This is a genomic window from Lacticaseibacillus paracasei subsp. paracasei (assembly GCF_000829035.1).
Taxonomy (GTDB): domain Bacteria; phylum Bacillota; class Bacilli; order Lactobacillales; family Lactobacillaceae; genus Lacticaseibacillus; species Lacticaseibacillus paracasei.
The window spans coordinates 645,803-664,695 of sequence record NZ_AP012541.1 but is presented as its reverse complement, the minus strand read 5'-3'; the positions used below and the strand labels follow the sequence as shown (position 1 = coordinate 664,695).

General features: G+C 47.1%; 17 protein-coding genes. 4 read left to right on the top strand and 13 right to left on the bottom strand.

Annotation, left to right across the window (positions count from 1 at the left end; genetic code table 11):
• Positions 1-77: 77 nt before the first annotated feature.
• The 3 genes from LBPC_RS03170 to LBPC_RS03155 all read right to left on the bottom strand — a co-directional run bounded on the left by LBPC_RS03170 (position 78) and on the right by LBPC_RS03155 (position 5,270).
• Positions 78-1,034: an ABC transporter substrate-binding protein gene (locus LBPC_RS03170; RefSeq protein ID WP_003662862.1), complete on the bottom strand. Its 957-nt coding sequence runs from the start codon at positions 1,032-1,034 to the stop codon at positions 78-80.
• A gap of 481 nt (positions 1,035-1,515) precedes the next feature.
• Positions 1,516-3,903: a beta-glucosidase family protein gene (locus LBPC_RS03165; protein WP_003662860.1), complete on the bottom strand. Its 2,388-nt coding sequence runs from the start codon at positions 3,901-3,903 to the stop codon at positions 1,516-1,518.
• A gap of 716 nt (positions 3,904-4,619) precedes the next feature.
• Entirely contained in the window at positions 4,620-5,270 is a 651-nt protein-coding gene (locus tag LBPC_RS03155) for an SDR family oxidoreductase (RefSeq protein ID WP_003662858.1), read from the bottom strand.
• 230 nt (positions 5,271-5,500) lie between these two features.
• Here LBPC_RS03155 and LBPC_RS03150 point away from each other — a divergent pair, with 230 nt between their 5' ends.
• The 3 genes from LBPC_RS03150 (at position 5,501) to thiD (ending at position 8,380) form a co-directional block, all read left to right on the top strand.
• Positions 5,501-6,331: a hypothetical protein gene (locus tag LBPC_RS03150; RefSeq protein WP_003569200.1), complete on the top strand. Its 831-nt coding sequence runs from the start codon at positions 5,501-5,503 to the stop codon at positions 6,329-6,331.
• Positions 6,324-7,385: a hypothetical protein gene (locus tag LBPC_RS03145; RefSeq protein ID WP_003563792.1), complete on the top strand. Its 1,062-nt coding sequence runs from the start codon at positions 6,324-6,326 to the stop codon at positions 7,383-7,385. The genes LBPC_RS03150 and LBPC_RS03145 overlap by 8 nt, the downstream gene beginning before the upstream one ends.
• A 173-nt stretch (positions 7,386-7,558) precedes the next feature.
• Positions 7,559-8,380, top strand: a complete 822-nt coding sequence (thiD, locus tag LBPC_RS03140) for a bifunctional hydroxymethylpyrimidine kinase/phosphomethylpyrimidine kinase (RefSeq protein ID WP_003563790.1) — start codon at positions 7,559-7,561, stop codon at positions 8,378-8,380.
• Between the two features lie 71 nt (positions 8,381-8,451).
• Here thiD and LBPC_RS03135 read toward each other — a convergent pair whose 3' ends face one another.
• The 6 genes from LBPC_RS03135 to mutY form a co-directional block, all read right to left on the bottom strand.
• Positions 8,452-9,084 (bottom strand): hypothetical protein, encoded by a 633-nt coding sequence (locus LBPC_RS03135; protein WP_011674244.1) that lies wholly within the window; start codon positions 9,082-9,084, stop codon positions 8,452-8,454.
• A gap of 232 nt (positions 9,085-9,316) precedes the next feature.
• Positions 9,317-9,841, bottom strand: a complete 525-nt coding sequence (locus LBPC_RS03130; RefSeq protein ID WP_003573971.1) for an HdeD family acid-resistance protein — start codon at positions 9,839-9,841, stop codon at positions 9,317-9,319.
• Positions 9,842-9,918: 77 nt separating this feature from the next.
• Positions 9,919-10,098, bottom strand: a complete 180-nt coding sequence (locus LBPC_RS03125; RefSeq protein WP_003583702.1) for a hypothetical protein — start codon at positions 10,096-10,098, stop codon at positions 9,919-9,921.
• Positions 10,095-10,763, bottom strand: a complete 669-nt coding sequence (locus tag LBPC_RS03120; RefSeq protein ID WP_003563776.1) for an NAD(P)H-dependent oxidoreductase — start codon at positions 10,761-10,763, stop codon at positions 10,095-10,097. Before LBPC_RS03120 ends, LBPC_RS03125 begins: the two co-directional genes overlap by 4 nt.
• A gap of 2 nt (positions 10,764-10,765) precedes the next feature.
• Positions 10,766-11,551, bottom strand: coding sequence for an alpha/beta hydrolase (locus LBPC_RS03115; protein ID WP_003569189.1), 786 nt, complete (start codon positions 11,549-11,551; stop codon positions 10,766-10,768).
• Between the two features lie 210 nt (positions 11,552-11,761).
• Entirely contained in the window at positions 11,762-12,865 is a 1,104-nt protein-coding gene (gene mutY, locus LBPC_RS03110) for an A/G-specific adenine glycosylase (protein WP_003592500.1), read from the bottom strand.
• A 172-nt stretch (positions 12,866-13,037) separates the two neighbouring features.
• Here mutY and LBPC_RS03105 point away from each other — a divergent pair, with 172 nt between their 5' ends.
• Positions 13,038-13,271 (top strand): hypothetical protein, encoded by a 234-nt coding sequence (locus LBPC_RS03105; RefSeq protein WP_003659920.1) that lies wholly within the window; start codon positions 13,038-13,040, stop codon positions 13,269-13,271.
• Here LBPC_RS03105 and LBPC_RS03100 read toward each other — a convergent pair.
• The 4 genes from LBPC_RS03100 to LBPC_RS03085 form a co-directional block, all read right to left on the bottom strand.
• Positions 13,265-13,741 carry an Hsp20/alpha crystallin family protein gene (locus LBPC_RS03100; protein ID WP_003573966.1) on the bottom strand — a complete coding sequence of 159 codons (477 nt, stop codon included), beginning with the start codon at positions 13,739-13,741 and terminating at the stop codon, positions 13,265-13,267. The genes LBPC_RS03105 and LBPC_RS03100 overlap by 7 nt on opposite strands.
• Positions 13,742-14,399: 658 nt before the next feature.
• On the bottom strand, positions 14,400-14,543 hold the full coding sequence (locus tag LBPC_RS16915; RefSeq protein WP_003563758.1) for a hypothetical protein: 144 nt from the start codon (positions 14,541-14,543) through the stop codon (positions 14,400-14,402).
• Between the two features lie 98 nt (positions 14,544-14,641).
• Positions 14,642-17,767 carry an AAA family ATPase gene (locus LBPC_RS03090; protein ID WP_003662849.1) on the bottom strand — a complete coding sequence of 1,042 codons (3,126 nt, stop codon included), beginning with the start codon at positions 17,765-17,767 and terminating at the stop codon, positions 14,642-14,644.
• Entirely contained in the window at positions 17,767-18,888 is a 1,122-nt protein-coding gene (locus LBPC_RS03085) for an exonuclease SbcCD subunit D (protein ID WP_003592493.1), read from the bottom strand. The genes LBPC_RS03090 and LBPC_RS03085 overlap by 1 nt, the downstream gene beginning before the upstream one ends.
• Between the last annotated feature and the right edge of the window lie 5 nt (positions 18,889-18,893).

Sequence of the window (18,893 nt, the reverse complement as noted above, 5' to 3'; positions counted from 1 at the left end):
AACACAAACAAAAAACTTACATTCGGCTATTTCAGTTTTTGTATGGGGAAGAATGTCAAAGAACGTTACTATAGCAGTTATTCTGGTAATTTAACCGTTTGTTTGACGGCTTTTAACATGGCTTCATTGCGAACCGTTTCGACTTTTGCCGGTTTCTCAACAGGTAATGTTTTAACTGTTTTACCTTTAAGCAGTTTAATAGCCATTTTGGCCGTCTGCTTACCAAGGTCGCGGTAGTTGATGCCTTTGGTGATCGTGCCGCCGTCTTGAACCATGGTCGAAGCGGCTGGGACGACTGGTATTTGCTGAGCCTTGGCAACTTTGCCAATGGTCGGCATAGCGGCAGCCATAACGTTATCGGCCGGTAAATAAAGGGCATTGACGCTTTTGGCTAAACTCTCGGCGGCCTGTTGCACATCGTTAGTTGTCGCCGCTGTACGAACTTGGTAACGCAAACCGAGTTGTTTCAGCCGAGCTTTGGCTTGTTTGATCTGATAAACCGAATTTGGTTCGCCAGCGTTATACATGAGGCCGACAGTTTTTGCTTCTGGGAAAGTTTGATGAAGCAGGTCAATTTGTTTGGCTACCGCAACTAAATCTGTCACGCCGGTTGCATTTTTATCTGGTTTTGCGGGATTGGTGACCAATCCGGCTGACTTAGGATCCGTGATGGCGGTGAATAACATCGGTGTCTTTTTGTCAGCTTGTTGGAGTGCTTGTGCTGCAGGGGTCGCAATCGCAAGATTCACATCATTCTTATCACTTGCCAAACGATCACTCATCGTTTTCAGATTAGCTTGGTCGCCTTGGGCATTGACGTAATCAATTTTGACGCGATCACCACTGTACCCGGCTTTGGCCAACTCGGCCACAAAGCCTTTCCTAGCCTCAGTCAAGGCACTTTGATCAATCAACTGCAAAATACCGATCTTAACGGTTTTGGAACTGGCGGCGTTACTTTTCTTGCCGCAGCCGATCAACGTTAAGCCAACCAGTGCTGCAGTGGCAATAACAAGTAGTCGATGCTTTTTCATAAAAATTCCTCCTGTGAGCGCGAGCCAGCGCGGTTGCTGCGCTGGCGAGCGCGTTATCGATAAGTGACGAGTGACAATTCAGCCATCCGGAACGGTCAACATAGTCGTATGATGCAAAAAAGACCAGCCGCTGGTTTTCACCATGCGACTGGCCCCGAGATTTTTCGGTATAGAAAAGCCGCATGGATAATTGTTCATCCATGCGGCGTTGTGTGCACATTTAATGTGACGGCCTTATGGATGCAAACCACTGCTTGCGCGGTTTGCATCTCACTGCAAACCGCTATCCGAAAAAGCCGCCGAAAAAGTTATTAAGTTGTGTTTGCCGTACTAAGTTCATGGTCAACACTCCTTTAAACACGCGTTCGCAGTCGCAGAAATCACGTCTGCTGACACGCTATCTGTTTGGTACGAGAATCAGCATACCGAATCCAATCGTCATTCGTCAAGAAAAATTTTTAATGATTTTACAATACATCTGTTATCTAAAAATCATTTTCACATACTGATGATTGGCCGCAGCTACGAGTCGATCAACCATGCTTAACTTTAATGCACCGCTGGCCTGTTGCGCCAAGCGAATGAGTGGCGTGTCCAATACGATTGCCTGCTGGAACTTCGCCTCGGGTCCTTGCTTGTCGATATAATCTTTAGTTCGAATTTTGACCGTGATCCACGCCACTATCCGCAGCAACAATGAGTGTTTCTTCATTTCTCGCGGTGTATTGAGTCGAGTGAATTCGCCTGGTACAAATTCATGTGGTGCCGGTACTTTCTGGTCTGTCAACTGTTCAAAATCTTGAACACTAGGTTTCCCGGAAAGCGTTGTATACCAATTTGGAATCGTTGCAAAGTTATTAAAAGTTTCCCCTGTGAAGCTAACTGGTAAGACAGCATCAATATTAGTGACACTGGTACCAACAGCAATCGCCTTTTGAGCTTCAGGCAAGACCCATGTTTGTGTCTGTTCACGCCACTCCTTAAAGGCTTGTGCCTTCAGCTCGAGAGCAACATTAACGGTTTGTCCAGCTTTGACAAAAACCTTTTTGAATGCCTTTAATGATTTTTCCGGTCGTAATGGTCGTGGTTGTTGTTCTTGAACATAGACCTGGACCACTTCCGCACCATCAACCTTTCCAGTGTTGGTCACTTGCAGGCTAATGGTCAGTGGCTGATCATCGGTTACGTGATCACTTGAGAGCTGAATGTTTTTCAAGGCAAACGATGTGTAGCTCAAACCAAAACCAAATGGAAAGGCGACTGGCACTTTTGCTTTGTCGTAATAACGGTAGCCAACATATGTGCTTTCAACATACGGCACCGACCGAGGGTTTTTATCATAGACATCCTCTGAGGGCACGTCTTGGTATTTTAGCGGATAACTTTCAGCTAGCTTGCCGCTTGGATTGACAGCACCTGTCAAAACGTTGGCAGCTGCGGCCCCGATACGTTCACCGCCAAGTGACAGGTTAACGACAGCTTTGACTTGATCCACCCACGGAAGCTCAACCGGTGCACCGGCAACTAACAGGACAATCACGTTTGGATTAACTGCGGTCACTGCCTGCAATAAATCGTTTTGAACTTTTGGTAAAGCCATATTTTGGCGATCAAAGCCCTCCGACTCATAATTGTCGGGTAGCCCAGCAACAAAAACGACTTTGTCATGGTTGCGTGCCAAGGCTAATGCCTCGGCAGTCGCCTGCGAATCATCCTGATCGTCAAGTCGATAGCCAGCCGCATAATCAAATGACACCTTTTTTTGCTTAAGGCCATCCAAAACTGAAACGATCTCGGAAGCATTAATATGCGAAGACCCTGCCCCTTGGAAGCGTGTAGCTTTAGCCAGCTCACCAATGACCGCGACTGTATCAGTAGCCTGTAATGGTAACAAGGCGGCCTCATTTTTCAGCAGAACAATCGCACTTTCCGCAATTTTTTGCGCCAATTGTCCATTTGCTTGCAGTAATTGCTCTCGCGATCCCTGAAATTTGGGCCGTTGTTTGCGGGCAATTTCGGCAATCTTAGTCACCGCTCGATCTAAGCTGGCCAATTTCAGTGTGCCTTGTTGATAAGCCTGCAGCGCCTCACCATCAAATAAATGATCGTCGCCTGGCATTTCTAAATCCGTACCGGCATTAAGCGCCGCAACCTTATCATTCAACGCTCCCCAATCCGTGATCACTGCCCCGCCAAACCCAAATTGTTGCCGCAACACTTGGGTCATCAAATACAGATTATCACTTGCATAGGTGCCATTAATTTTGTTGTAGGAACACATGACCGCTTCTGGGTGGCTTTCTGTGACAGCAATACGAAAAGCCTCAAGATAGATTTCATGCAAGGCGGTCGGATCCACCAGCGAATCAGATGAAAGCCGGTCATTTTCCTGATTATTCGCTGCAAAATGTTTGAGACATGCAGCAATTCCTTGCGACTGGATACCATTAATCCACGCAGCGCCAAGTTTTCCGGCCAAGAATGGATCTTCACTAAAATACTCAAAGTTCCGACCGCAAAGTGGATTGCGTTTCATATTAACGCCGGGACCAAGTACCATATCGACGCCTAAACTTTGCGCTTCTAATCCAATCGCCTTACCCATTGCTTGAATGAGATCAGGATCCCACGCAGCTGCGCTAGCACTAGCTGTTGGAAAACTGGTACTAGGAACACTATCATTGATTCCGAGATGATCCGCTGCCAGTGCCTGATACCGCAGCCCATGGGGACCATCACTCATCCGAAAACTTGGTATACCTTTATCGGCAAGATGCTCAGAGGTCCAGAAATCTTTTCCAGAAGTTAGTTTCACTTTTTCTTCAGCTGTGATCTTCGCCAGATGAAAGTTAGATACTACCACCCCCATCAAAATTACCTCTTTTCCGGCAAAATTTTTGCCATGTTTTTTGGAACACTTATTATACCTTAAGATAACGATATTAACGCTTAAAACGGTCGCAATTCATTCATTTAAGTTTCGCCCGAGAAATCAAGGCTTCAATCACAACAGCTTTTGTCAATTTATATAAACATATTTTCAACTAATTGACATTTTGACCATTTAAAATTCAATAACATTTGCTCACAATATCAAAAAGTAGCAAAGAACATTAAAAAACCACATTCAAAATTTTTCTTCCAGAACGTCATAAAAAATTCACAATTACAGATTATTCTTTTCTATGTAGCAAGGAAGTTTACCCCCTTCTTACTACTACCCCAACCCAACTTTTTTTCATTTTTACTCCTCCAAAGTAAAAAGAAGTCGGCACCACCCCCAATGGTGTTGACAGGAAACCCCGCGTACCCCCAATACGCGGGTTTTTTTTGTGTAGCGCGAAAGCAGGTTTCTGCGACTGCGAACGCGTTTGCGAGGACCTGCAAAATTGGCGGAGTTTTGGTTGTTTAGGTTCAATGTCCTTATGTGCAGATTTCTGGGCTAATTTACCCGTTTCAGCGAAAGCAGGCTCGCTTACCGTCTTTAATAGTCCACCAAGCAAAAATGGCAAAAGGCAACTTTGACCTTCCTAACATCGCCTCGGGAAGTTGCAAAGTTGCCTTTTTTAATCGCTGCACAAGCATCTAATCCGCATCGCGGACAACGATTCGATCTCGAATTGCTGTTGGATGTTCCAACTGATCCAGAATTGCCAAGGCCATGTTGCCGGTCGTAATGTGGCTTTGTCCATCTTCGCCCACCAGCAATGTATCCTTGCCGGCAACATAACTCGTTGCTGGTCCACTTGGAAAGGCTTCGCTTGGTGAAATGCCAATCCAGTTCACATTCGCGTTCATTTGTAAAAACTGATATTCGTAATATTGGTAAAGGGCGCCATCATACCATGGTTGACTTGCGGCACTTTCTGGAAAGTCAAGAATCATGGGGTGATCCGCACCCGGCATCGCCAAGCTAGCACTTCCCAAAATAAAGACAGCCAGTGTATCGCTGTTGCGCAAGAGACTAACTAAGTGCGTGGCAAAGTCCAGATGTAAATAACCACGGCCCGAACCCCACGGCACACTCAAAGCATCTACCACTGCATCAACGCTTTCCAAGTCGGCTTCAGTCAATACCAACGGTTCCTTCACCAACGTGGCAACCGTTGCACCAAGCCGATCAGCGGCCTTCTGCGGATCACGCACAACTGCCAGCACCTCATGTCCGCGTCGCCGAGCTTCAGCGACAATGGCACTGCCCGCGCGACCAGTAGCACCCAAAACAGCAATTTTCATTTTGCCTACCTCATTTCATATTGAGCGCAGGTCAATCCGCCTACATGCAACTTGCTGGATTGACGAGCGCGTTTTATAGGAAGCAACGACCTCTCGTCCATATTCTAGCATGTATCCAGCATTTACGGCTGAATCTGCCTTCTGGGCTTGAAAAAGACAAGAAAACTTCCTTATATTGCCAGTTATGCGGTACACTTAAATCATTAGTATAGAATGTGAGAGGATATTAAATGTCAATTGAAGCTAGCCTTACTTATCAAAAGAAATTCTTCAACGATTTTACCGATGCTTGGCATAAAAAGTCACGTTATCGCCTTTATCAGGGACTGGATGCAACCGCTGAAAATCTGCGGCTAGACATCGAAGAAACGCCTGGTTATATTTTGGCTTATGACAAAAACGCACAGGCGGAACTGCATGATTTTCTGCAGATCGGTCTTATTGATTTTCTGCGCCAGCACATCCCCTTTTTTGAAGTTAATGATCAAGGAACCGTCTACTTTGGTAATTGGTACCACCGACGCGAGTTTGGCCATATTAACGTCATCTTGCGAGCAATCACGCAGTCAGCTGACGAACAGCGCCGAATCCTACCACAACTCGAAGCTTTTTCTGACGATCCCGACCATTATCTAGACCGCCAGTTGGATGCGATGCGCAAAGAGGTTTACCGTGACGTCGATTCATTGCACACCCAAATCGACAACTTGGAAGCCGAAAACGCCCCAGAGCGCGGCCAAGCAACCCAAGGCAACAGCGGTTTCCGCGGCTTGTTGAAAAACTTTATTGATCCGAGTGATGATGACCAAGCATCGCCTTCACAACCTTCAGGAGATGCCTCGCGACTGAAAGCACAGTTCGACAAGGAAAAGCTTACCGCCGATGATATTTTCGACAAGCGCAAACGCGAACTCGAAGTTTCCGCAGCCATCACGCGCTATGAATTCCAAGCAGTGATGGGGACTTACAGCTCAGTCGCTGAATTTGAAAATATCTTAGCTAACTTGAAGGATGATTTCATGCAGTCATTAAAGCTTGAAGGAGGGCGCACGCATGCTTAATCTTAATGATGCACATTTGGCTGCCCTGATTACAAAACCACTCACTGTTGCTCAGGCACGCCAACAAATTGGCACAGCATATCAGCAAGAAGCCGATCGTTTAGCAAACTCGCCATTGTGGGAATCAAATGATGAGGCATTGACCGCCTTATTGGCAAGCTACACGAATCTCTTGGGCAATAAATTATATCAGGCATTGCAAAACTTGACGTCAATCCCTACCCCATTTTTGCAGACATTGTGGCTGCAGGATACAACGGCAGATGCTCACCACAGCGAAATTGCGGTGATTCAGACGACGCAGGACGACAACAACACATTGTTAACGATTGTGGATCCCTTGAGTGACGATGCCAAATTAAAAGCGGTCAACCTACCGACACTTTTGCAGATCACCGCTGCTGACAGCAATGCCATGACCTACGATGCCGAAACCGTTAAGGCACTGTCTGCCTTAGCCAAGGCGCTCAATCAAGGCGGCTATCGCTTCACCACTGTTGATGAAACTGTCTTGCAACCCGTTAACGGACTAAGTTTCAAGACACGGTTTGATAACCTCAAACCACTCGTTGCAAAAAAGGCAGTCATCAAAGCCGGCGACTTTAGCATTGGTACGTCATTAGATCAGGATGCAAAAGTACTTGGGTATCAAGTCCTAGACGAAGATGGCCACGACTGGCAAGATCTTGGCTCTGAAGAAGTCAAAAATGACCGCTTTGAGTGGGCATCAACCACTGTGCCGCAAGAATTGGTCAATCACCGTCTCAAGCTCATTATTCGTGTTTCGGCAGGCAGTAATTCACCAGCATTGGATGAATTATTCGTCATTGCATCCAACAACGCTATCCTCATGCGACAAGGTGCCAAAGCTGGCGTTTACGAGTTGCCACTACCAAATCAAAAGATCTTTACAGTGATGATCAATCCGGCTAATAATATGGTTTATCTGAAGTATCCTGATCCAGAAACGCAGATCATCGAACTTAACCATCAGTATCCATTTATCGGCGAATGGCTTAAAGCTGTCTTGCCGCAAAAACGGGCGTTTAATTAGTAACAGTATTGGCGAGTCATGACAGTCTTTTATCAGGAAGAGCGTAAACTGATGCGGTTAGAATCCGGAGCATAAGCGACCTCAAGCGCATTGACTGAGCTTTGGCCAGTGTGCTTCAGATCCTGATGTGCCGGCTTCTGCACCAGTGAACACGTTTACGAGGAGGGAATCACGTGGCTAATGAGTTTCCACAAGTGATGACAATCGGCGGTACGGACAGTGACGGCAGTGCCGGTGTCCAAGCCGATTTGCATAGTTTCTTCATGCGCGGCGTTTATGGTGCTACTATTTTAACCGCGGCTGTTGCAGGCAATTCTTACGGGATTCAGGATAGTATGGTCATGCCATTACCGTTCATTGATGCCCAGTTCAAGTCACTCGCTGCTGATTTGCATATTCGCGCTGCTAAAACGGGCATGCTTGCCGATCGCGCACTGGTGCAAAATATTATCAAAAACTGGCAGCAATATGATTTCGGTGCCTTAGTTGTCGATCCCGTTATTATCACTAAACACGGCGCGATGTTGCTAGAACAAGACGCTTATGATGCTGTCAAAAATGAACTGATCCCCCTAGCAACGGTGGTCACCCCCAATCATTACGAGGCCGAGCATCTGACCGGTATGAAACTCGACACCGACGCTCAGACTGAAGCGGCCGCACATCAACTACAAGACTCCGGTGCCAAGAACATTGTTTTAAAAGGTGCCCATGATGATCCTACGCAACCAACTGTGCGTGATTTTGTTTTGCTGGAAAGCGGCAAGTCATTCTGGTTAAGCGAACCTTATCATGCAACCGACCGGGTTAACGGTACAGGTGACACGCTTTCCGCCGTCATCACCGCAGAAATTGGCAAAGGCAACTCAGTTGAGGAAGCCATTCGCATTGCTAAGCGTTTCACCAATCAAGCCATTGGTCATCCAATTGCAGTCGGTCATCAGTACGGCCCGATCAATCACTGGGCCAATAAGATTGTCTACCCACAATTCTAATTAAGACAACAAAAGCGATCAGCTCATTTTAAAAAGAGCTGATCGCTTTTTCATGGCGCCATCGATTCAGATTAATTATATGCAACCTGCTCATCGCCAACTTCACCGAAGTTTTCGTCAAGCGGCACCCGGTAAAGTACCGGTACTTCTCCTTGATAGCCTTCCAAATAAACCTCGCGATGCCGATCATCAAATTTCGGAACGAGATGGTCGCGATTGATCACTGTTTGAATACGCGCAATCGCAGGTGCTTCATCCGTCAGTGGTGTTGAATTAAAGCTTTGAATTTCAAACCCTTCTGCCAACTGTTCTAAGTGAAGCTGCTGGGCAATGGCTGGTTCAAAATGCAGCTGTGTCAGTGCAGCCTCAAACTGGTCTTCATGAATAAACAACGGTTGCTTCAACCACAGTCGAAAAATGTGGCGCTTACTGATTTTATCGCCCCCTGACCAAACCGCCTGCAATGGATAGGGATGGTAAGCTTTAAAGTTCGGAATATCAATGCCAGCATCTGGTCCTTCGCTGATCCGCTCAGCAATTTGGGTGACCGCTGCTGCCAATGACGTGAAGGCTTGATCCGTCACCCGATCTGGTGCCACCCCCATCGCTGTGATATAGCTGCGCGTTGTCAACTTCACAAAACTAGGTTCCTCAGACCGCGAATACTCGTCACGTTCAACTTCCCGCCAATCAAACTTGTGCATCATTTTTTCCTCCTTCAACGTGTTCTCCAGCCCAGAAAGGCGACGACTTCAGCCTTAAATCGCGTATAGGCCAGTTTCTAAGCACGCATGTTAAGCGTTGTCAGATCCTTTTGCACAGAGTGTAGCCATCTACTCGGTGGAATACAATTATTCTGCCTATCAGCCAGCAAAAGATCTAGGCAAAGAAAAAAAGCATTCCCCACCTTTTAGATGTCGAATGCTTTTTTAGTGATTAGGCACGTGGTCGCGTAAAGAGTTGCAAAATGCCCATGACAACGAGTAAGCCACCAAAGAATGAGAAGACCATCATGACAGTTCTGAACGGATTCAAGGCCATAATGAAGCCCATGATGAGCAACACCACACCATAAATGACGGTCGGCCAAACCGAGACGTTCACAAATTGTTGTCGATTTCGAGCACTTAAAATTTTATTGACGCCATAAATCATCAAGACAATGCCCAGCAGCAATGGCCCGAGACTCATCAGTGGCCGAACGATGACCGGCACCATCAGCGCCAATAACAGGTAAAAGCCCCCTGTAAAAAGAGATGTACCGTAAGTGCCTGATGCTTTGCGGGCTGAAAAGCCGTCAATCAGCTTTGGAATTGCCGCAATAATCAAGACTGCAGCTACGATCCAGAGAAAACTGCGATAGACTTGGCGCGGTGCGATTAAAATCCAGGCACCGATTAAAATCATCAGCAAACCGCGCAGCCATGACCAACGTTGAAGACGATCAAACATTGTTTGCATTTTTTAGGCTCCTTTGTTTTGCTAACTTAACCATAGCATACGGTGAGTTATTTCCCCTCCGTCGTCAGACTGAACTTTCACCATTGTTCGTGATTCCAACTGCGGCCATCGATTTCACCTTCAAGACTTTCACGGCGTTTTGCCTGCTGGGTGACGAATGCCTGTAGTGCCTTAAAAAAGGCGGCATTTTCATAAGATGTTGCCTGTTTTTCCTGCACTGCAGCAGCGTTCACTAGCCATTGTTCATCTGTTGTCATTCCGACTCGCCTGCCTTTAATTCGTGTAATGTCAAACGTAAGCGATCAATGTCATCCGTCTGCGCTGCTAATTGATCCGCCAACAATTGTGTATCAGCGTTGCCACTCAATCGATCAATAAACCACTGTGCTTGTTCATCTGGTCGGTCAGGATGGTCAAGCGTCAAATATTGCTGATAACGCACCAATAATTGTTGATGCTCAAGATCTGTTTGATTGGCAAATTGGGCAATTGTCAAAGGCGGCAATAACGTCAAGCCGGTTTTAGCCGCCAAGGCCGCGTATGGTGTCAAAAATTGGCTGATGCTAAAACCAACGCTACCGCCAAGCTGATAGGCGGTCGCCGGTTGACTGAATGTCACGACAAAACCAAGTGATTTGCCGTGTAGCAATCCACCTCGCGCATCATAAACAAACTGTTTCAGCCAAACATCTGTCAGCCACTGATGTAAGCTTGCCGGCGCCATATACCAATAAAGCGGAAACTGAAAAATAAGGCGATCAGCAGACGTGATTGCTTGCTGCTCCGCCGTCACATCAAAGGGTAGCCGACTATCTAAATGATGCCACACGACTTGTGACAAAGAAGCGGCACTCGCCTTTAGAAACTGCTGAGTGTCGCTTTTTTCAATTTCAGGATGACTCACAACGACTAATGTTTCCACGATTATCCTTTCAACAAATACTGCGCAAAGAACGCAACGGTACCCTGCCACGCTTCATCAAGATAGCCTTCAGCATGCTGACCGCCCGGAATCGACTGCAAGGTTACAGGTAAGCCAAGCTTTTCAGCGGCATGTGCCAATTGATAGATGCCGCTAATCGGAATAATCTCTTCCTGCGAATTAGCCAGATACAAAGGTCCAGCCTGAGCGGTCAAACGGTCAAACGGTTCAACTTCAGGGAACTTTGTTTCATCTGAATCAACATAATTCAAAATGAACCATTTGTAAAATGGATCATTACGACCACCTTGGTCAATTTTCGCACTTGCCGTTTTCACAAAATCGGTTTTCGTATCCGGCTGGGCAACGACTGCTGGATGATCTGCGAACCACTGACGAATGTCGAAGATGCCCGACCAAGAAACTGTCGGTACCCCTTCGGCTAACCCAACGTCAACTGACAGCGAACCACCTGCACTGGACCCAAAAACGCCAAGTTGCAACCCTTTAGTATGCTCCCGCAACCATGAAAAGGCTGCTAAAACGTCATCACGAGCTGCTGGGAAGAAGGCTTCAGGTGCAAGCCGGTAATTTGGAACCGCCACCGTATAACCAAGTGCGGCAAACCGTTCAGCCATCTCGCCTTCTTTATTCTTCTCACCGCGAAACCAACCGCCACCGTGAATGTCGAGGATCGCCGCCCCATTTGACTTCTCTGGTTCATAAAAATCAAGCTTCTGTAATGCTGCGTCACCGTAAGCGATATCTCTTGTTACATTAACTGTCAAAACGCTCACCTCTCCAATCAAATTTGCACTCAGTATAACCCGCTCAACGGCGAAATGTAAGCAATTGACTCAGGGCGTGAAGCGGAGTGGTTAGCTCGGCATAGCCGAGCTGCGCCTGTTCGCACGTTTCAGCCAGCGGGTGAGACGGCCCAGTTTCTGAGCTGATGAACATGTTTCAAAATCACTAAGCCACTCACTCAATACCAATTTCTAATTCATCCCCAGCGCTGCATTCAACTTCTTCTGCACCGTCGGCAACGCCAGCTCACTAAAATGATCCGCTTTCACCCACCGTGCTGGTAAAAAGCTGAGATCGCTCGCCGCAGTCTCGACCCCAATCAACGTCAATTGCCATTGCTGATGCGTAAAAGTATGCTTAACCGTTTTCGCGCCAAGATCCGCAAACGTCAGCTGCATCCCTGACGATGCCGCAAACAACGTGCTGACCTCATCTAACTGCGCACTCATCATGGTACTTTCAAGATCTGCCATGTCAACGAGCGGAAACATCCACAAATCAGCCAGCAAGCCAGTACTTGGCCGCTGTTCAAGTAAATAGCCTTTCTCCGAGCAAATGACTAACGCAAAGTAACGATGCAACACCGGTCGTGGCTTTTTCGTTTTAACCGGATAAGCCGAAACCACCCCATCTCGATAACTGGCATCAAAATCTCGCACAGGAGAATGTGCAGGGTCTGGGTGATTCGCCGACATGTAACTTGAGCCAAGATCCATGACGGCCTGATTAAAATCACCAGGTCGATCTTTTGGCATCAGTGGCTGAATCAAGTCAAAAAAGAGCTGACGCGTTTGTGGCCGGGCAATATCCGCATCCACTTTAAACAACCGAGCGAAAACTCGAAAAGCGTTACCGTCAATGGCAGGTACAGGTTCCCCGAAACTAATTGACGCAATCGCTCCGGCTGTGTAAGGCCCGATGCCAGACAATGTCTGCAGTGTTTCTGAGGTCTGCGGCCAAACGCCGCCATAATCGGCAACAATCTGCTTGGCTGCCTGTTGCAGACGGCGTGCGCGGGAATAATAACCCAAGCCCTCCCACGCCTTCAGAACCTCTGCTTCTGGCGCCTTCGCTAAGGCTCCCACGGTCGGGAATTGATTCATAAACCGTTCATAATAAGGAATCACCGTCTGCACTTGCGTTTGCTGCAGCATGAGCTCACTAACCATGACATGATAAGGATCATGATCCTCGCGCCACGGCAATTGACGCGCATGTTGATCATACCAATTCAATAAGGCCTTTTGAAAAGCCGCCACTTTTTCCGGCGGCCAGTTCATTAATTTGTTTGTCATCATAACCACTAGCTTACCATGGACTTGAAAAACGGGAAATATTGAACTGCTTTAGTTGGTGAGTGGGAATCCTTGTTGCAAGCTGAAACGCGCGAGCAAGGTCGAGAAGCCTGTGCATAAGGACCTCGAACCTAAACGACCAAAGCCCTGTCGTTTAGGTTCGAGGCCACTTATGTTCCGGTTTCTAATCGCGCCTTTTCGCGCTCTACAAAAAAATCACCCCAACGACCATACGTATCGCTGGGATGACTTTAACGACTCAATGATCACTGCAACTGCGGCAATTCTCATCGATTTTTGTTTGCTTACTCATGGGTTCTGCCCACTAACGGCAGAAGTGCCGCTTCTATTCATGCTTGCAATGCAGTCCGTAAATCTTGGGTCAGCTGATGACGAACATTATTGAATTTCAATGTTGTGACCAGACTCCTTAGATTCAGTCAGCTTAGGCATGGTGATATTGAGGACACCATCCTGATAGGCTGCCTTGATGTTGCTTGCATCAACGTTTGGTAGTTGATAGCTCCGACTCATTGTGCCGTAGTTACGTTCAGACATCATGACGTTGCCGTTCTTATCAGCGTGGTCGGTGATATCGTCCTTATGAACGTTAATACTCAAAACACCATCGTGGTAGTTCATCTTGATGTTGTTCTTATCAATCCCAGGTACATCCACATGAACTTCGTAAGCGTCCTTGGTCTCCTTAACATCAGTTAGTAATCCGTTGACGGCCGTGCTGGTGATGGCAGGTGTTGCCCAATCCATCCAGTCAGATACCGGGCCGAAGAACCGGCGTGCTAAGTTGTCAAAGAACGGATCATTCACATTGTTCATCAACTCATTATTACGACGATTCAAAACTTCATTAGCCATAACAGATAGCTTCCTTTCAATATAGAGACTTTGGCGATTCGGGAGAAACACATTTGCTCTGAAGCTCTTGTTCCTTCTCCCTCGCTCCACCTATAGTTATACCACAAACTAGCACTTGTGAACGCTAAGTGCTAATATTTTTTGAAAAAAGCTGATTAATCGGCTTCTTTGCATACTCTCACATGCGTTATAGCTTTTAATTTCTTTGTAGACCATTATTAAAAAAGTCTTAGTATTGCGGCAACTGCTCAATGGACACGACTAGTATGCGGCGTCATGGGTAAAAGCGCTAGCTTAATGGCGATAAATACCGTTCTTGCCATCATAGACAGTTACTGTCACTGGGGCGCAAAAGTTGCAGATCCGGCTGTCTCTAAAATGAATATTGGGCTATAGGTCTTTGAAAACGCGCAAACCGATCCAGAAACCTACGCATAAGGACTTCGAACCTAAACGACCAAAGCCCTGCCTGATATTGCTGAACTCCGAAACGCGCAAACCGGCCCAGAAACCTACGCATAAGGACCCCGAACCTAAACGACCAAAGCCCTGTCGTTTAGGTTCGGGGCCACTTATGTTTTGGTTTCTGGGCCGGTTTGCGCTCTGCAAAAAAAAGCCCTGAACAGTTAACTGTTCAGGACCAGCGACTCAACTAACATTAATTTTCGCTTTCAAGGCGTTCTGCTTCTTCGTCAATCGTTTCGAAGCCAGACTTCTTTGACTTCTTTTCGGGATGGTCTTGGCGCTCCTTTTCAACTTTAGCGATCAAAGCTTTTTTCTGTTCTTTGCTCAATGATGCCATGTGATGTCGCCTCTTTTTGGTGTGAGTTCGTAGGATTGACCCTTACAATCTCTGTTATACCACTTTCACGTAGACTTGGCACACTCAATTTAAAAGTGCTAAGCCGAGTGAAGGATCTTTAAGCGACTGCGGCCCGTACCTGCTGGCTCAACTTGCAACTGATCGGGAATATTATCCCGCAGCTCGGTCACATGTGAAATGATGCCAATTAGCCGCGATTCGCCTTCTAATGATTCTAACGCATTCATCGCCACATCAAGACTATTGGCATCAAGGCTGCCGAAGCCTTCATCAACAAACAATGCATCAATATTAATCCCGCCGCTTTCCTGCTGAATCACTTCACCTAAAGCCAGCGCCAAGCTAAGGGCAGCGATGAAGCTTTCACCGCCTGATAGCGTCTGCACAGCTCGTTTCTCACCAACCTGATCATCGTAAACATCAATTTCCAACCCAGAGTGGATCTTCTGCGTCCCCAAGCTGGTATGCAAAACAAATTGATACCGGTTATTGGACAAAACCTGCAGACGGCTATTGGCCACATTCAGAATTTCTTGCAAATAAGCCTGCAAAACGTATCGCTCCAGACTGAGTTTCTTGGGACCATTGCCATTCATCACAGTGGCCAGTGTTTGTAAATCCGCATAGGCTGCAAGCGCCGTTTGATTGGCCGTAAAGATAGTGGCCGCTTGTTTGGCCAATTTTTCAGCAGCATCATGCGTCTGACTAATCTTAATCAAAGCCGTTTGGTCGTTTGTTGCTGTCGTTTCCGCTGCTGTTGCTTCGGCCTCAAGCTGATCAAGCTGTGGCTGTGCTTGGGTACCAATAGTTTTATTGGCGGCATCTAATAACGTTTGTTGCTTGAGCTGTGTATGCTCATAAGTCTGAACCTGTTCGTTCAATAGCGGTAATTGTGATACCCGCAGTTGCAACTCGGCGAACCGTTGCTTGCCATCAGCACCAAAATACTGCGTGACTGCTATCGTAAAGGTTGCTTTTGCTTCCGCCTGTTCCTTGGTCAAAGCAGTCACTTGTGCCGCGGCGTGTTTCTCGTCTGCTTGCAACCCGGCTAATTGCCGATCCAAAGCATTGACCCTTGCCTGCGCCTCCTGAAGTTGAGCCTGATACGTTGTAATGGTTGTCTGCAGGGTTGTAGCTTGAGCAGCGACCGTCGCCAAATCCGTCGCTTCCGCGGGCAGGTTCTTTTGCATGGTCTTCAACGCACTTTGCGCTTCAGCCGCATCAATTCTAGCCGTGTTCAAACTAGCTTCGCATTGCTGAACTTTTGTCGTACCGGTAGTGATGGCCTTGTCACTCTTTTTTAGCGCAACTTGCAAAGCAGCGTGCTCCGTTTGCGCTTCCGTTAACTGGTGCTCGTTAGTTGCCGCCAGTGTTTTCAACGCCGTTAATTGTTGTAAAATACCAGTTTTATCCGCAACGCCTGCAATCAGTTTGGCCTGTTCTTGCCAATGCTCAGTAAAAGCCTGCATTGCCTGTGTGGTTTTGGCCTTCGCAGTTTTCAGTTGGGTTTCAAGATTCGCCAATTGTGTCTCGACCATAGTTTTTCTTGCGGCAGCCTTTTGCCGTTCCTGATCGGCTTGTTTCAACGCTGCTTCGCTCACCAATGGTTCGTCAACCACAAGCGCCGGGTGCGGATGGCTAGTACTGCCGCAAACAGGACATGGACTGTCAGGCTCGAGCTTAGCAGCCAAATGTGCAATTTGTTGGCGAATCTGAGTCTGCTGAAGCTTGTTCAAATGCGAGGCTGTGGCTGCTACCTGCGTTTCGGCTTGTTCCAGCGTAACTTTGGTTTTTTTGATGGCCATAGACAACTGTGCAACATCAGCTTGGGCTTCCTGATAATTAGCAGCCTGTGGCACTAAGGCAGCCAATAAGTTGCGCTGAGTATTGACCGTGGTTATCAGCTCATCCAAGCGCAAGTTATCCAGACTTGTTTGCTGCTGTGTTTTAACGGTTTGGGCGTCTGTCAACTGCTGTTGTGCGTGCGCCAACGCAAGCTCAGCCTCATTAACAATCGCTGCTTGTTTAATCACCTGTTTATTTTGTTCGGCGATGGCTGTCAACTGTTGCTGAACAGCCTGTAAACTATTCAGTTGTTTCTTTTGGGCCTCAATCTGGTCTGATTTGGCCTGCAAGCGTGCTAAAGCTTGCTTGTCCAGAGAAAATTTCTGTTCGGTCGTCGTTACAGCTGCTTGCGTTTGTTCAGACTGCACAATTGCCGCTTTAAGATCTTGTCCAGCCTTTTGAACACGTTGAGCAGCATTTTCATGTTGCTGTACCCATGTCAATTGTTCAATTTGTTTTAATTGCTTCTGATGGGTTTGTTTTTGCTCCGCCAGTTTTGCTAAAGCTGTGGCGGCTTGTTCTCGCTCTGTAAAAGCCTGCGCCAATTGTTGCCCCTGTTGCAGTGCCGTTTGTGCTTCCTGATATCGTTGGTGACTTTGCGCCGCGGTCGCTTGTCTTGCTGTCACAACTTTCGCTTGACTCGCCACCGTTGCTCTCATCAATGACAGCTTATCCGCCATCGTAGCATGCTCGTCAGGAGCCGTCTCGAAGTCAAACTGCGACATCAAAACGTCTAACATCCGCTCTTGGTCCTGAATGGCTGCTCCCTTGGCCTTCATCTGCGCCAACATAGCGGTTTGCCAACGTTGAATCAACTGAGTACCGAACAAGTCACGCAGTAGATCTTCTTTCGCATTGCTATCAGCATCTAAGAACCGGCGAAAATCGCCTTGTGGCAACAAAACAATCTGTCGAAACTGCGAAGCATCAAGGTGTAAAACGGCGTCTAGCTGTTCCTGAACTTGATTTTTCTTACGGTACTCAGCCACCTGTTTTTCATCTGAAGAGATAGCTAGCAACACCTTAGCTTTGACTTCGGTTAGTCCATCGCCGCGTTTTTTACTTTGCAATTGCGGCGGTTGGCGCTCGATTAAATAATGTTTGCCATCATGATCAAAGGTGAGTGTCACCTTTGTTAAATCGCTGTTACCTGCAAAATTTGAGCGCATTTGCTCACCGTCACGCTCACCTGACGTTTCACCATACAAGGCATAAATCAAAGCATCAAAAATCGTGGTTTTACCACTGCCGGTCGGCCCGCTGATCAAGAATAAGGGACTGGTGCGAAAATCGTCAAAATCAACGACTGCATCTGCATACGGACCAAAAAATTGCATGTGTAATTGTTTAAGTTGCATTATGCCTGCTCCTTTTTAGCCGTCGTCAACCCTGCCTTCGCCCACTTAATCTGGGCGGCCGACAAATCATCTTGTGTCATATCTTTAAAAAAAGTCTGCAGCAAACTCATCGGATCCAAATCACGCTGCCGCTCTTGCAAAGGCTTGACGGCATTCACGCCGTTCTCACGGCGCAGGCTAATAATCCGCGGATAAATCTGGCGTAATTGCGCCATGACATTCGGAATTACTTGCGTATCGGTCAAATCAATCCCAATATAGGCGTCTCGATCCTGCTGCTGATAGTATGCTGGAGCCGTCAAGTCGGCATAACTAGCTTTTAACTCGATTAAATCGTGCTTAGGCTTCAACGGCACAAACTCACGATCCATGGTCTCAGTATCGACAATATAGACCCCTTTTTCTTGATGGGCCTCGCTGACCGCGTATTTTAACAAAGCACCGCTATATTGAATCTTTGGTTCACCATGCAAAGCATGATGGTTGTGCAGATGCCCTAGTGCCACATAATCAAATGCTGCCAAATCATCCAGCGGTACCGCGTCCAATCCACCAACATTAACTTTCGTTTCCGAAGCACTATGGTCACTTCCAGCAGCGAAAAAATGACTAACCAGAATATGACGCATATTTGGCTTAAATAAAGTCTTCATTTTCACGACAATCGGGCGAATTGCCTGAGCCACATTCGTGATTGTCTTATCTTGAAAATAGTCACGAACAGCAAAGGGTTCAAAATACGGCAGCAAAAAGAATTGGACGCCATCCAACTCAATGGGTGCAAAAGCTTCGGCTACTTGGGTATTAACAAACATTTTAGTAGCTGCATACCATGCTCGACCTGTGCGCAGGCGTACCGCCGAGTCATGGTTGCCTGAAATGACCAACAACGGATAGCCGTGGTCACGATTCAACTTAATCAACATGTTATCCAGAACGGAAACAGCAGCTTCGCTTGGCAAGGCGCGGTCATAGAGATCCCCCGCAATGACAATGGCATCAACTTTATGCTGCTCAGCCGTTTCCACCAGCTGCTCAAACACAGCTTGTTGATCCTCAAGCAAATCAAAATCATTTAGTTTTTTGCCAATATGCCAATCGGCTGTGTGTAAGAATCTCATCGTTA